The 14,248-nt window shown below is 59.1% G+C and carries 12 protein-coding genes and 1 tRNA gene; 6 read left to right on the top strand and 7 right to left on the bottom strand.

All coding sequences use genetic code 11. From position 1 onward, the window contains the following. Nucleotides 1-80 precede the first annotated feature (80 nt). The 6 genes from DKK67_RS15450 (at nt 81) to DKK67_RS15475 (ending at nt 8,385) form a co-directional block, all read left to right on the top strand. Nucleotides 81-2,123, top strand: a complete 2,043-nt coding sequence (locus DKK67_RS15450; protein WP_111497405.1) for a tripartite tricarboxylate transporter permease — start codon at nt 81-83, stop codon at nt 2,121-2,123. 126 nt (nt 2,124-2,249) lie between these two features. Next, entirely contained in the window at nt 2,250-2,777 is a 528-nt protein-coding gene (locus DKK67_RS15455) for a carboxymuconolactone decarboxylase (RefSeq protein WP_111497406.1), read from the top strand. An 87-nt stretch (nt 2,778-2,864) separates the two neighbouring features. Then, a complete protein-coding gene (locus DKK67_RS15460; protein ID WP_111497407.1) occupies nt 2,865-4,391 on the top strand; it encodes an aldehyde dehydrogenase (NADP(+)) in 1,527 nt (508 codons plus the stop codon). Nucleotides 4,392-4,426: 35 nt separating this feature from the next. Continuing rightward, complete coding sequence (locus tag DKK67_RS15465) at nt 4,427-5,644, top strand: MFS transporter (protein WP_111497408.1); 1,218 nt, start codon at nt 4,427-4,429, stop codon at nt 5,642-5,644. Nucleotides 5,645-6,345: 701 nt separating this feature from the next. Beyond that, on the top strand, nt 6,346-7,290 hold the full coding sequence (locus tag DKK67_RS15470) for a LysR substrate-binding domain-containing protein (RefSeq protein WP_111497629.1): 945 nt from the start codon (nt 6,346-6,348) through the stop codon (nt 7,288-7,290). Between the two features lie 138 nt (nt 7,291-7,428). Next, nucleotides 7,429-8,385, top strand: coding sequence for a porin (locus DKK67_RS15475; protein ID WP_111497409.1), 957 nt, complete (start codon nt 7,429-7,431; stop codon nt 8,383-8,385). Nucleotides 8,386-8,511: 126 nt separating this feature from the next. Here DKK67_RS15475 and DKK67_RS15480 read toward each other — a convergent pair whose 3' ends face one another. The 7 genes from DKK67_RS15480 to ychF all read right to left on the bottom strand — a co-directional run bounded on the left by DKK67_RS15480 (nt 8,512) and on the right by ychF (nt 14,180). Next, nucleotides 8,512-8,973 carry a PACE efflux transporter gene (locus DKK67_RS15480; protein WP_111497410.1) on the bottom strand — a complete coding sequence of 154 codons (462 nt, stop codon included), beginning with the start codon at nt 8,971-8,973 and terminating at the stop codon, nt 8,512-8,514. Between the two features lie 230 nt (nt 8,974-9,203). Then, nucleotides 9,204-10,727 carry an arylsulfatase gene (locus DKK67_RS15485; protein WP_111497411.1) on the bottom strand — a complete coding sequence of 508 codons (1,524 nt, stop codon included), beginning with the start codon at nt 10,725-10,727 and terminating at the stop codon, nt 9,204-9,206. Between the two features lie 162 nt (nt 10,728-10,889). Continuing rightward, entirely contained in the window at nt 10,890-11,342 is a 453-nt protein-coding gene (locus DKK67_RS15490) for a protein tyrosine phosphatase family protein (RefSeq protein ID WP_111497412.1), read from the bottom strand. Nucleotides 11,343-11,481: 139 nt separating this feature from the next. Continuing rightward, the gene (locus DKK67_RS15495) at nt 11,482-11,763 is read right to left on the bottom strand and encodes a hypothetical protein (RefSeq protein WP_111497413.1); all 282 of its coding nucleotides are present in this window, start codon (nt 11,761-11,763) and stop codon (nt 11,482-11,484) included. Nucleotides 11,764-12,111: 348 nt separating this feature from the next. Beyond that, nucleotides 12,112-12,188 (bottom strand) — tRNA-Met (locus tag DKK67_RS15505). A 144-nt stretch (nt 12,189-12,332) separates the two neighbouring features. Beyond that, entirely contained in the window at nt 12,333-13,067 is a 735-nt protein-coding gene (locus tag DKK67_RS15510) for a 4'-phosphopantetheinyl transferase family protein (protein WP_111497415.1), read from the bottom strand. Between the two features lie 21 nt (nt 13,068-13,088). Continuing rightward, complete coding sequence (gene ychF / locus DKK67_RS15515; protein ID WP_111497416.1) at nt 13,089-14,180, bottom strand: redox-regulated ATPase YchF; 1,092 nt, start codon at nt 14,178-14,180, stop codon at nt 13,089-13,091. Between the last annotated feature and the right edge of the window lie 68 nt (nt 14,181-14,248).

A 14,248-nucleotide genomic window follows, 5' to 3' on the forward strand; every position in this document is an offset into this window, starting at 1 on the left:
GTGATGCACGGCAACGGGGGTACTCGTCTTCAAGTATGGCGGGCTCGTTGTAGGAGCCCGGCTTCTTAGCAGGATTTATCATGGATTTTCTCAGCGACTCATCAACACTGTCGGCCGCCGGACATGCGCTGTCGATGGTATTGTCACTCGACCGTCTGTCCTTTCTGGTCCTTGGGGTTCTGGTTGGCCTGTCTCTCGGCCTGTTGCCCGGAATCGGGGGCTTGACCGGGTTCGCCTTGCTGGCCCCGTTTACCTATACGATGGACCCGTACGCAGCCTTCGCGATGTTGCTTGGCATGCATACGGTAACCACGACGTCGGACGTGATTCCGGCGGTGCTTTTTGGTGTGCCGGGCACGGCCGCTTCCCAGGCAACCGTACTCGACGGTCTGCCAATGGCCAAGCGCGGTGAGGCGTCGCGGGCATTGAGCGCCTGCTTCACATCGTCGCTGCTGGGTGGCCTGGTTGGTGCGGTCGTGCTTGCTGTGTCGTTGCCGCTGGTAAGGCCTCTTGTGCTTTCCATTTCAACACCTGAAATGCTGGCGCTTACGATCTTCGGGATTGCGATGGTATCGAGCCTGTCGGGGAAAGCGCCGCTCCGTGGCATCGCAGCCGCCTGTTTCGGCATTCTCGTGGGGATGATCGGTACCAATGTCCAGACGGGGCAACTGCGTTGGACGGGCGATCTTCTCTATCTTCAGGACGGTCTCCCCATTGTGCCGGTCATACTGGGTATCTTTGCACTGCCCGAGCTCTGTGAGTTGGCAATCCAGCGTACCGCGATCGCCGGACGCGCATCGATCGATGGGCGTGCCGGAATGCGTCGCGGCGTAATTGATACTCTCCGCAACTGGTTCATGGTCCTTCGCTGTGGCGGTTTGGGGGCATTTTTGGGAATCATCCCAGGGATCACCGGTGCGGTTACGGACTGGATCGCCTACGGCCACGCTATGCAAACCTCCAAGGGCGCCAAGGATTCCTTTACCAAGGGTGATGTGCGCGGCGTGATTGCTCCGGAATCGGCCAACAACGCTCGGGAAGGCGGCATGCTGGTGCCGATGCTGGCGTTTGGCATACCAGGCGGCGCGGCGACGGCTATTCTACTCGGCGCGATGATGGTGCACGGATTTACCGCCGGGCCGGACATGCTGACCAAGCATCTTGACCTGACCTACTCCATGGTGTGGTCGCTCGCGGTCGCCAACATCTTCGGCGCGGGGCTGTGTTTTTTGTTTAGCAGTCAATTCGCCAAGATTGCGACGCTACGTTATACGCTGATCTTGCCGGTCATCATGCCCATTGTTTTTGTCGGTGCCTTCCAGGGGTCGCGGAGCTGGGGCGACATGGTCGTGCTGCTGGTGTTCGGGTTGATCGGGTGGGGAATGAAACGCCTGAACTGGGCCCGTCCGCCGCTTATCCTTGGTCTTGTACTGGGGACTCTGATTGAGCGCTACATGTCGATTTCCTTTATGCGCTACGGCGTCGACTGGCTGATGCGCCCCGGTGTCCTGGTCCTGCTCAGTCTCTCAGCGCTGGTCTTTGTCACCCCTTTGCTCCGGTTGTTGCGCCAGGGGGGGCTGGGGCGTTTGAAACCGATCCGGACGGTTCGGGTCGAACCCCAGGACCTCGCGTACGTGTTCTTCATCGGGCTTGGACTTTACGCGCTGGTTACGGCGCAGGACTGGTTCTTCATGGCCAAGATCGGGCCGATCGTGGTGTCCGGCGCTCTCGTTGTCGCCGGGGCGTTCAGTCTCGCATACAAAATCTTCGTTCTCCCTAATGACGTCGGGGCGACAGGCCGCGCTGGCATTCACATGGATGTGACCAGCGATCGCGATGCGGCCCTGCCAACACGTCTGGTTCTGATGCGGGCCGCGACATTCTTTGGCTGGTTCCTGGTTTTCCTCGCCGGTACGTCGGTGATCGGCATGATCGCGACGGTGCCATTGACGATGGTGGCCTTCATGCGCATCGAAGGACGAGAATCCTGGCGTCTCAGCCTAATTCTTGCGGGCTGTGTAACAGCGCTTGTCTATGGTGTCTTCGATCAGCTCCTTCACATCGACTGGCCAAGCAACCTCATGGGTAAGTGGCTGGCCATGCTGGCAGTCGGCGGGGGCTGAACATCTCGTTCCGGGCACAGGACATCACATTGGAAAACGCAAAACTCTATACCTTGGGGGGGGGCATTGGCTCTCCTCCAATGCGGGACTCTGTTCCAGCATTTTTTCATCGAAGGAGGTAAGCAGATGGCGAGTCGGCTTAAGCATATTGATTCGGAGAACGCTTCGTATGAACAGCAAGCGGTGATTGAGCGCTTGGGAAAAGGGCGGGGGCGTATCCCCACACCCTTCAATATCTGGCTGCACAACCCGCGTCTGGCCGACGGTATGGAGACCATCGGCACCCATATTGGCGGCTCTCCGATACTGAGTAAAGAGGAAAGCGAGGTTGCCATCCTATCGACGGCGGTTTTCTGGAACGCTTCCTACGTCACGGCCAACCATCGTCGGCATGCATTGAAAGCCGGTGTCCCGGAGGTGGTGGTCAACGACATCCTAGATAAGCGTCGGCCAGAGGCCGGGGACGGGCGCTTGGGCCTTATCTGTGATGCCGTTTGCAGCATTCTGGCCGGAGGCGTCATCGACGATACCCGATTTGCGCGGTTTGAAACTGAACTGGGCCGCTCGGTCATCGCCGAACTGCTGGTCGTTGTTGGCTATTTCAGTGCTGTTTCGCTCGGTATGAATTTGCATGCTCTTGAACCGAAGGACTGACGTCGGAGCCATACGCTTACCCGATTATGCGTGCCAACGGCCGCACACTCTTATTTCTGCCATTGAGAACAGGTCAGAGGAGGCCTCATGAGTAATGATCTTCCATTTATTCCCCATGGCCGACATTTTATCGCCGGTGAACGGATCGAGGGGCAGACCCATTTCCAATCGGCGCCAGCCGATGGCCCGGCGCATACCTTTTCGGTAGGTACGCCGGCGCTTGTCGAAGACGCCTGCCAGGCAGCTGAGGAGGCATTCCGGTCCTTTGGGCACAGCTGGCGTGAGGATCGAGCAGTGTTCCTCGAGACGATTGTGGAAGAAATTGAAGCCCGCGCGGAGTCTATCACTGAAATCGGCACTCAGGAGACCGGCCTGCCTGCAACTCGCCTCGTTGGCGAGCGCGGTCGGACCGTTACGCAACTTCAGCTCTTTGCCGACCATATTCGTCGAGGTGACTATCTGGATCGTCGCCACGACCCAAGTCAGCCTGAACGTAAGCCGGCGCCGCGCCCGGATCTTCGGGTTATGCAGCGCCCCATTGGGCCGGTTGCCGTTTTTGGCGCGTCCAATTTTCCTCTTGCGTTCTCCGTCGCCGGAGGCGATACCGCTTCCGCGTTGGCGGCGGGGTGTCCGGTGGTGGTCAAAGGGCATTCCGCGCATCCCGGCACTTCAGAAATTGTCGCGGAGGCGATATTTGCGGCCGTCCGTCGCTGCGGCCTACACCCCGGTGTTTTCTCGCTCATACAGGGTGGGCGGCGCGATGTGGGGACGGCACTGGTCCAGCATCCGTTGATCCGGGCGGTTGGCTTTACCGGCTCAATAAGCGGGGGGCGGGCACTGTTTGACCTCTGTGCCGCGCGGCGCGATCCGATTCCGTTTTTCGGCGAATTGGGTTCGGTCAATCCGATGTTTCTGTTACCTGGAGCCCTGGCCGAGCGCGGCGAGGCCATTGGTGCTGGCTGGGCGGCTTCTTTGACCATGGGCGCGGGGCAGTTCTGTACCAACCCGGGGATAGCGGTTGTCATGCGCGGTCCTGACGGTGAGGCCTTTGTTGAAGCTGCTCGCCGCGAGCTTGGGAAGATCGAGTCTCAGGTTATGCTCACCGAAGGTATCGCTTCGGCATACCGCGCTGGACGCGACCGTATTGCGGCCGGCACGGGTGTGCGGTCTTTACTGACGTCGACCTGCGATCTACGAAATACCGCGCCGGATCTGTTACAGGTCAGCGCGCAGGATTGGTTCAGGGACGAGGCGCTCGCTGAGGAGGCCTTTGGTCCGCTCGGTCTGGTTGTAACGGTGGATAGCCTGGATGAGATGCGCGATGTCGCTCGTTCCCTCCAGGGACAACTGACGGCAACCATCCATATGGAAGAGGTCGATTCCAAACCGGTGCGCGAATTGCTGCCTATACTTGAACGCAAGGCTGGCCGGGTGCTTGCCAACGGGTTTCCGACGGGGGTGGAAGTCTGCGACGCCATGGTTCATGGCGGTCCTTATCCCGCTTCGACGAACTTTGGTGCTACGTCGGTCGGCACGTTATCTATTCGCCGCTGGCTCCGCCCCGTTTGCTATCAGGATATGCCCGATAGCGTATTACCGCGGGACCTGCTTTGACTGAGGGGGGGAGGAGCAAGTCCTCGACCCGCCGTATGCCGGCCCCACTCCGAGTGCTCGTCGGCAGTCAATTCGGTCTGTTCTTTGCGGGTAACAGTCTGTCGCTTATTGGTACCTGGATGCAGCGCATTGCCTGCAGTTGGCTGGTCTGGGAGTGGACGCACTCCGCTTTCTGGGTGGGGGTCGTGTCCGCCGGGGATCTGCTCCCGGGTTTTGCCATTGGCCCCTTTGCCGGGGTAGTCGCCGACCGCTGGAACCGGCTGAGACTGAATATCCTGGCGCAGTCTGCCTCTGCTCTGCTGGCGTTACTGACGGCCGTGTTGATCGCGATGGATCACCTCGGCCTGATTGGCCTGGTGATTCTAATAACGCTGCAGGGCATGCTGCAGGCTGCCATCCAGCCAGCCAGGATGGCGATGGTTCAGCAAATGGTTCCGCTAGAGGATTTGGGGACCGCCGTTGCGCTCAATTCGGTATGCGTGAACCTCGCGCGCATACTTGGACCGGCCGTAGCGGGAGCGATGATCCTGTACCTGGATGTGACGTGGACGTTTGCCTTGAATGCATTGTTCACCTTGATCTTCGTGCTCGTATTGACCCGGTTAAATCTCGGCACCTATGTGAGGCGTCCGCGCACTCGCACTTTCTTTGGTGAGATGACTGAGGGCTTTGCTCACATTCTGCAAACCCAACCTCTGTGGCTGATCCTGCTGGTGATGCTTTGCGGTGGCTCGATGGTGCGGGCAATGATTGAATTGATGCCCGCCATAGCCGCCGGAACGTTTACCGAGAATGCCGCTGGGTTGGCCGCGCTCACTGGCGCAGCGGCATTCGGTGCCGTGGTTTCGGGCCTGACGATCCGATCCGGCAGCACGGCGCGTGTACTCTACCGCGTACAAGTGTGGTGGGGGATAGGGGCGTTGGGCGCCATCATCGTGACTCAAACCGAGAGTGCGACGATTGCGATCATCGCCTCGGTGATTATCGGCTTTACGGCGACGCGCAGTCTTGTGCTCACTCAAACCTTCGTGCAGTTGGCCACCCCTGATGCGCTACGTGGAAGGGTGCTCAGCGTGCATGGCCTGATCGCACGTGGGAGCCCGGCGCTTGGTGCCTTGATCATCGGCTTCGCGGCCGATCGTATTGGGCTCAGTCTCACCGTCGAGTTGTCCTCGGGTGTGCTGATCCTTTTGTTCCTCATGTCCGTCCCATTCATTCGCGCTGCGGTGGCGAAAATGAACGACCCTGCCTGAAGACTGAGATCCCCTTGATCGTTCTGCCTGTGCCTTCCTCAAGTTCGGTGGGGCGCCCTTTTGCGGTTCCGCCCGGCACGCCACGCCACTAGACCGGGTGAAAGCGTTGCGTGAAGCGTTTGACGCCACGCGGGAGGATCCTGATTTTGTGTCTGCAATGCTCGACAAAAACCTGATAGCCAAGCCTCAAGATGCTGAGCAACTTGAGTCTATGGTATCGAAGTTCTACTCCACGCCCGAGAAGATCCTCGAAAAAGTACGTTCTTTTATAGTATCGCCCTGATCCGACGCTCGTTTAAATCCTTGCCCCTTTAGACCCTGGCCCTGTGGCCATGGCCCTTCCCTGTCGGAGGGGACCATGGTCCTTTTTCCTGCCTTAAAGCCTGTTCAGCCGGATGACATCAACCGGTGCCTGTATTCGTGCAGACATCCCTACTGAAACGCTCCACGCCGAGATTCCGCCCCGCTTCCTCCTCAAAGGTATTCACAATTATGTCTGGCGCGACCGTCAGTCCCGGAGCTGCAACGCCTGATTAACCATTTGCTTAAGCGGGAGGCATTTTTACTCAATAGATGCCGTCAGAGCCCGTTGACAGAATGGAGGTACGGTCACTCGTAGAACAAAGACAACGAGATGTGCCATTGCAGCGATGGCTTTTTCACAGTTCGCGATGGTAGGTCAGGGGATCGAGGTACATCAATTGAAAGAGCTTGACTGGTATCTGCAGGTCAACCTGAAGGCGCGGCATCTGCGTTTGCTCGTAGCAATCGATACATACCGCAATCTGACCCATGTGGCGGAAGTCACCCACGTCACCGTACCCGCTGTTTCGAAGTCCCTGGCCGAACTCGAGAGAGGGCTTGGGCTACCGCTATTTTCACGAACTGCTCAAGGGGTGATGCCCACTCCTTACGGTGAATGCATTGTTCGGCATGCGCGGGCAATGATGGCGACCCTGCACAAGGCTCGTGATGAGTTGAAGGCACTCAGCTCGGGCACCGAAGGAAAAGTTCACATCGGTATGTTACCAACGTCTGCTTCGGTGCTTCTGCCACAGGCACTGAGCATCCTGAAAGAGCACTCGCCGGGTACCAATGTGATGGTTGTAGAGGGAACCACGGATTCGCTGTTGCCCGAACTCTGGCAGGGACGGATCGACTTCGTGGTTGGCCGTTTGCCGGCACCGGACACTCTTGGAAGCTTTCAGGAAAAAGAGTTGCTGGAAGAACCGGTGGCGCTGGTAACGGGCCCTCACCATCCGCTGGTTGGGAAACAAAGCCTGACCTGGGCGGACCTTTGCCTTTATCCGTGGATCCTTCCTCCGGTCGGCTCAATATTGCGCGATCCCCTCGAGCGGGCACTCGAAGCTCATGATGTGCCGCTAACCAACAACTACATCGAGACATTGTCGATCCACGTTGTGCGCGCACACCTGCAGGACTCGGATTTTATCGCTGCGGTGGCCGGAACGCTTGCGGACGATGCCAGGCAACCTTTTCATACGCTCCCCTTAAGTCTGCCCCGCCTACTCCGATCGGTCGGTGTTTTGTGGAACCGCAATCGCGGCCTGACACCGAGTGCACAACGCATGGTTGATTGCCTGGAGGAGGCCTCCCGACGTTTGCAGGCGGGATTGGACGACTAGCTGGTCTTGTGAAAAGCAATAAGGAGAGGACTTGGAAGGGACGCTGACGACGACGCGTTTGCTGTGCCATTGCTTGGGCTTTCGAGTCGAGTTCTGTGGCCAGCAGCCCGATATCGACAATAACAAGAAGGAGTAACGATGTTTGTATCTAAAAAGAAAACGCACAGAGTTTCGGCCCTCGTCCTGACCTTGGGGTTATCAGGTGCCGGCGCTGCTCAGGCACTTCCTGTATATCAGGACGACGACACACGTCTTGATTTATATGGGCGCATACATCTGACGATGAATGATGTCGATGGCGAAACCTATATGAGCCAGTCCCAGTCGCGAATCGGCATTAATGCGAGGCGCGAGATCAACGACAAGGTGGTGGGCTATGCGCGCGCTGAATTCCGGTTTGTAGCGAATGACCGTAATGAGGCCAAACCCAATGTGATAAGCGACATCCGCAATACCTATCTGGGGATGCACATAAAGGATATCGGGGACGTTAAGGCCGGTAACTTTAGCTCCATCTACTATACGAACCTCTCAAAGGTGATCAATGTCAGGCAAAGCATCCCCTGGCGGGCATTTGCCAAAACGACCACCCGCGCCGCCGGGAACTCAATATCCTTCGACTCATCGGATTTTTCCGGCTTTCGCTTCGGCGTTGCCCATAAGTTTAATAACGAAGAAGACGATGAAGCCGACGCAGGTAACACCATGGGTTACTTGTCATACCAAGTGGGGAAGGTGCGACTGTCTGCCGGCTATGACCAGGCCGAAGACGACGATGACTCATTGTTCGGGGCGAGCATAACCTACGACGTGCTGCCGGAACTCAGCTTGAGAGGATTGTATGAACACCAGGGAGATATGCGCCATTACGGGGTGGCTACCGTGTTCGACTATTCACAGGGCGAAATCTATAGCAATGCCAGTTACATGGAGAATGACTCGCTAGACCAGAGCGATATCCAGTATTTGGGGGGCGTTTCCTATCGGCTTGCCAGGCAAATGCTCGTGTATTTCGAGTATACGAACAGTAGCCGTACTGAAATTAATGCAATCGACGAAAGCTGGGGCGCTGTCGGGTTTCGCTACGACTTTTAGGCGAACGTGGGATAAGACCTTGCAGGCGATGGCGCGAGCGCCGTTGCCTGCAAGGATAGATTGCATGGTCGCACGTTCGACATAGGATCGCTAGATCGATACCGCCACGTAACAGCGTACGCGATATTAGCGACCGGATTCCGCCTGCCAGTTCCCGTTGGCGGCGGGCGGTACGTTGTCCCTGTCCGGGAAGACCGTGTCGTAGGCCCAGGTGAACACGAAGGCGTAGATCAGGTAGAAGACGACGAAAGTCAGGTCCATCACCAGCGCCTCGACCAGACCGATTCCGAGCCACCACATCACCACCGGCAGGAAGGCCAGCAGCAGCCCCAGTTCAAAACTGATGGCGTGCAGTACGCGCAGTTTCAGGGACTTGCGGGTGGAGCCGGTCAGGCGCTTGAGGGTGTGATCGAAGCCCAGGTTGAAGACATAGTTCCAGAGCGTCGCCATGGTAGCGCCGATCAGGCCCAGTACGCCGGTGTCGTCCAGCGGCAGGTGGAAGGCGTAGGCAATCAGGGGAATGATCAGCACCAGCCCAATGGCCTCGAAACTGATCGCTTGGCGGATACGATCTCCGGTGGTTCGCATAATGCGTCTCCGAAAAGGCGGGTCGTCCCGCGTACACTTCCCGGGAAGGGTGAGGTCGTCCTCAGGGGATTGGGTAGGTGTCTTTTTAGAGGGTTGCGGGCAAAAGGTGAATGCGTAGTTTTACCGCGATGTCTTCCAGCGCCGACAAACGCAGGGTTTGGAGACGCCCTAAATTGGCGACCGGGCGGGGATCGGTTTCCCGCCCGGTCGCAAGCTGAAGACGGCGTTCTTCAGCGTGCATTGGCCTCCATCATTGAGCTCATAATCTTGTCCACGTCCAGGTCGAAACTGGTCTGGCGGGGTGGGTACTCCTTGAAGGAATCGAAAAAGGTCTGGGTGACGGCAACGGCCGGACCGAGTGCCCAGGAGCGATTTTCCTGCCATTCGTCAAAACCCCGGGCGTCGTGGAAGCGTTCGAACGGGTCCATGTCTAGGCGCGTGATCAGCGGTGTGACGAGGCGGTTCTGAACGCCGTTGAACCACTTGTCCTGCGCGGTAAACAGGAACTTCCACTCGCCGAAGCGCAGGCCGTGGAACGTGGTCTCGGTCAGGAAGAAAAACTCCTTGCGATTGCTGGGGCCGGATTGTGTCAGTATCGGTGTCTGGTCGTAGCCGTCGAGATGCACGTTGTAGGTCGTGCCGTCGACGTCGAGACCGTCCAGCAGTTTTTCTTTCAGGTCCGGCTGCCCCAACTGCGCCATAAAGGTCGGCAGCCAGTCTTCCATGGTCATCAGCTCGCCGGTGGTGGTGTCCTGCGGAATCAGGCCCGGCCACTTGACCATCATCGGTACCTTGAAGCCGCCTTCGTAACCGCCTACGCCTTTCTCGCCGCGGAAGGGCTGATTCCCGCCGTCCGGCCAACTGTTGGAGGCGGCGCCGTTGTCGGTGGAGAACATGACGATGGTGTTGTCCGCCACCCCGAGTTCGTCGAGCAGGTCCAGCAGTTCGCCGACGTCGTCATCCATTTCCTTCATGCCGTCCGCGTAGAGGCCCTGGCCCGTAGCGCCGTCGTATTCCTCGCTCAGGTTGGTGCGGTAATGCATGCGTGTGGTGTTGTGCCAGACGAAGAACGGCTTGTCGGCGGCCACCGCATCGCGGATGAATCGCTTGGATTCCTCCAGCACTTCCTGATCCAGCGTGCGCTGACGTTCCCGGCCGAAGTTGCCCAGATCCTCGATGGTCTGCCCGCCGTCGGCCGTGGCCTTGGAGTGAATGATGCCACGCTGAGCGAAGCCGGCTTTCTCCATGGCATCCTCTGGGTAGTCGTCCTGCTCCACGTACTCACCCGCGTTGAGGTGATAGAGGATACCGTAGAACTCATCGAAACCGTGGTTGGTGGGCAAGTGCTCATCCAGGTCGCCCAGATGGTTCTTGCCGAACTGGCCGGTGGCGTAGCCCAGAGGCTTGAGGAACTCGGCCAGCGTGGGATCTTCCTTCTGCAGGCCGATGGGCGAGCCAGGCAGGCCAACGGTGGAAAGCCCCGTGCGAATCGGGTACTGCCCGGTAATGAACGCCGCACGCCCGGCGGTGCACGAGGCCTGGGCGTAGTGATCCATGAACAGCATGCCTTCGTCGGCGATGCGATCGATGTTGGGGGTTTCGTTACCCATCATTCCGCGGTGATAGGCGCTGATGTTCCACATGCCGACATCGTCCCCCCAGATGATCAGCAGGTTGGGTTTTTCGGTGGCGGCCGAGGCTGTCGTGCCGGACAGTAAACAGAGTATTGCCAGTACAGCTGAAAGCACTTTCATGGTTATCGTCCCTGGTTGCCGGTTGGTAGGCATTATCAGTGTAGACGATGAATATTCAGGGCCATTGCCCAAGGTCAAGTCGTTCTGTTGTAAAACAACGGATAGCTATTGCCGGGCTATGCGGATGGTGGGGGGAGGCTGGAATGCCCGGTTTGTTGCCTGTTATAGGTATAGGTCGTTTCGCGCGCGTTCGATAAACGCCGACCAGTCGGGATTCGGCTCCCAGATACGGTGCAGAAAATCGTCCGCTTGCTGGCGCGACCAGCCGAGGCGGGCTTCGCCGTAGAGCGCGACAAAGCTCGACACACGCTTATTGGCGGCGCAGTGAACCAGCACCTTGCGATCTCCGGCTGCTTCCAGGGCGTCGAAGAAGCGCTGGAGATCGTTCGGCGACGGGGTCTGGAAATCCACCGGAATATGGACGTAGCGCATGCCGAGCTGATGAACCAGACCGGCTTCGTCGGGCAGGCAGTAGCGGGGATCGAGCAGGCCGAGGTTGATGACGACCTCAAAGACATCGCGGGCGGCGGCGCCCAGTTGGTCTTCGGAGGGCTGGCCGGCGGTGGTCAGTGCTGTGGAGACCGGGATAACGTTGGGGATGTCGTGAATGCTCACCGGGTGGCGTCCTTCTGTGATGGCGTTTTCCGATGGTTCCTCAAATGGAAAGAAGCGCGCCGTTGCTCGAGCCCCGGGAACGGCGGAAGTTCCTGGACGAAAGGTCTGTTCGAGTTTGGCGGTGGTAAGCCGTCAAGGGTCAGCCGGACCCCGTCAATCTCGCCAGCAACGTCGCCAAACCGATCAGGCACACCAGGCCTGTCGATGAAACCAGAAATTGCGACAAGGCACTGGCCTGATCATGGTCGTTTATTGAGACGCGAGGATAGGTGCCCAGGGTCAGAACGCGGATGACGCCCCAGCCGACGTACCAGGCCAGCACCTCGAAAAACAGCTCCCAGATCAGCCAGATGACAAACCGGACAACCCAACTGACCAGACGCAGAACACTCTTTGCGGCTCCATCCGCCAATTCTTCCAATGAACGCTCCTTAAATACTTTCGGGCAAAAACGACTCAGCGGTCGACTGAGATCGTAACGCCATCCACTTCATTGTGTAGGTTAACTGGCTTTGAGGGCGTTGTCCTGGGATGCACCGGCGTCGATGGGCCCGTTGCTGCAAAGGTCGGCGCAGTCGGACAGTAGGGCGGATAATAGGTCAGTCAGCGGTCGGAGTTTGCGGAGTTGAGGTGGGGAGGGCTGGCTGTCGTCGCGTTCGTTCCAACATCCCTCCGAACGCTGCGCGTGCTCCGGTCGGATCGCCTTCGCCCCTTCGTAGCAGGCAAAAAAAAGGATCCACGCTTTCACGAGGATCCTTTTTTGCAATTCTGGTAGCAAGGGGCGGAGTCGAACCGCCGACCCCGGCATTATGAGTGCCGTGCTCTAACCAGCTGAGCTACCTTGCCATCCCGTTGGTAGCGCAAACCGCTCTCAACGAGGCGCGTATTCTCGGGATTTTGCGGCGGGCTGTCAACCCCTTTTCCGGGAATTGGCGGAGCGATGTGGCAACGCTGTTTTGCTTGCTCAAAATTTGCCCGGATTGCGGGCTGTCAGCGGCTTGCAGCGCCGTTCGGTGCAACGGCAATCAGGCTCAGGATAATGCCATCATGCTCGCTGTACAGGCCCTCCAGCTCGGCGCCTGCGCGCCATTCGTTCGATAGGGTCTTGAGCAATCGCAGTTGGCTGGAGCCGTCCCCGGACAGGCTCACAAGCTCGGCATCGTGAAAGTAGAAGCGCTGGCCGGTGATCGGGTTGAGAGCCTTGAACAGGCTTTCCTTGAGGGAAAAGGCCAGAGTGAGGCAGTGGCCGGGTGTGTCGGCCAGCTCGCGCCCGAATCGCCGCTGTTCGTCCGGGGTGAGGATTTCCCGCGCCAGGCGTTGTGCGCGGCGGTCGCCCATGGGCATTTCGGCGTCTAGCCCCAGGCCCTGATAGGCATCGCGGTGTCCGGCGACAACGGCGGCGTAGCCGTGGCTGTGGGTGATGGAGCCAACGCAGGCATCGGGCCACTGTGGGGCGCGGTCGGCGCCGGTGGCGGGCACGCTGGCGATGCCGGTGACCTGTTGCAGCACGTGACGGGCGCAGAGGCGGCCGGCCAGGTATTCCGTGCGGCGCTTGGCGGCGGCGGTGCGGACGTTCTCGGGGGGCTCGATGCCGCAGCGCTCGAAGTCGTCGTCGCTCAGGGCGTCCGGGTTGAAGGAGAGGGTGGTGAAAGCCAGCCCCGGCAACCGTTGGCACCAGGGCCAGCGGTCGTCTCCGGGGCGGCAGCAGGCGGGCAGGGAAGTCATCACGGACATCCCTGTGCCGGCTTATACGTTAAAGCGGAAGTGAATGACATCGCCGTCCTGAACGATGTAGTCCTTGCCTTCCAGGCGCCATTTGCCGGCTTCCTTGGCGCCCTGTTCGCCGTTGTTCCCGACGAAGTCGTCGTAGGCCACCACTTCGGCGCGGATGAACCCTTTCTCGAAGTCGGTGTGGATCACGCCAGCCGCCTGCGGGGCGGTGGCGCCGACCTTGACGGTCCAGGCGCGGACTTCCTTCACGCCGGCGGTGAAGTAGGTCTGCAGACCCAGCAGGTCGTAACCGGCGCGGATCACGCGATCCAGGCCTGGTTCTTCCATGCCCATTTCTTCCAGGAAGACGCTCTTTTCGTCCTCTTCCAGCTCGGCGATTTCCGCTTCCATCTTGTTGCAGATGGGGACGACCACGGCGTTCTCTTCCTCGGCGATCTTGCGGACCGCGTCCAGGTGCGGGTTGTTCTCGAAGCCGTCCTCGTTGACGTTGGCGATGTACATGATCGGCTTCACGGTCAGCAGGCACAGCTCGCGGATCAGCGCCATGGTGTCGGCGTCCAGGTTCATGCTGCGGACCGGTTTGCCTTCGTTCAGTACCGGCAGCAGGGACTGGAAGACTTCCAGCTGGGCCTTGGCGGTCTTGTCACCGCTCTTGGCCACGCGCTCGACGCGCTTGACGCCTTTTTCGACCGTTTCCAGGTCGGCCAGCGCCAACTCGGTGTTGATGATCTCGATGTCCGCCGCCGGGTCCACTTTATTGGCGACGTGGATGACGTTGTCGTCCTCGAAGCAGCGCACCACCTGGGCGATGGCGTCGGTCTGGCGGATGTTGGCCAGGAACTGGTTGCCCAGGCCTTCCCCTTTGGAGGCACCGGCCACCAGGCCCGCGATGTCCACGAACTCCATGGTGGTGGGGATGACGTTCTGGGGTTTAACGATTTCCGCCAGTTTGTTCAGGCGCGGGTCCGGCATGCCCACCACGCCCGCGTTGGGCTCGATGGTGCAGAACGGGAAGTTTTCAGCCCCGATCCCGGCTTTGGTCAGCGCGTTGAACAGGGTGGATTTGCCGACGTTGGGCAGGCCGACGATGCCGCAGTTGAAACCCATGAAAGCCTCTGCTGGATGTGAAAATGTGGAATCGTTGAAAACGTCGAATTATACCGATGTGGTGGCAC

Origin of the sequence: Marinobacter bohaiensis, assembly GCF_003258515.1 — a bacterium.
GTDB classification, from domain to species: Bacteria; Pseudomonadota; Gammaproteobacteria; order Pseudomonadales; family Oleiphilaceae; genus Marinobacter_A; species Marinobacter_A bohaiensis.

What these genes read in the sequence shown, in the direction of transcription:
- DKK67_RS15485 (WP_111497411.1), bottom strand. Translation starts at nt 10,727, where the DNA reads ATGAAAGTGCTTTCAGCTGTACTGGCAATACTCTGTTTACTGTCCGGC.
- ychF (WP_111497416.1), bottom strand. Translation starts at nt 14,180, where the DNA reads ATGGGTTTCAACTGCGGCATCGTCGGCCTGCCCAACGTCGGCAAATCC.
- DKK67_RS15480 (WP_111497410.1), bottom strand. Translation starts at nt 8,973, where the DNA reads ATGCGAACCACCGGAGATCGTATCCGCCAAGCGATCAGTTTCGAGGCC.
- DKK67_RS15510 (WP_111497415.1), bottom strand. Translation starts at nt 13,067, where the DNA reads ATGACTTCCCTGCCCGCCTGCTGCCGCCCCGGAGACGACCGCTGGCCC.
- DKK67_RS15460 (WP_111497407.1), top strand. Translation starts at nt 2,865, where the DNA reads ATGAGTAATGATCTTCCATTTATTCCCCATGGCCGACATTTTATCGCC.
- DKK67_RS15455 (WP_111497406.1), top strand. Translation starts at nt 2,250, where the DNA reads ATGGCGAGTCGGCTTAAGCATATTGATTCGGAGAACGCTTCGTATGAA.
- DKK67_RS15465 (WP_111497408.1), top strand. Translation starts at nt 4,427, where the DNA reads ATGCCGGCCCCACTCCGAGTGCTCGTCGGCAGTCAATTCGGTCTGTTC.
- DKK67_RS15450 (WP_111497405.1), top strand. Translation starts at nt 81, where the DNA reads ATGGATTTTCTCAGCGACTCATCAACACTGTCGGCCGCCGGACATGCG.
- DKK67_RS15475 (WP_111497409.1), top strand. Translation starts at nt 7,429, where the DNA reads ATGTTTGTATCTAAAAAGAAAACGCACAGAGTTTCGGCCCTCGTCCTG.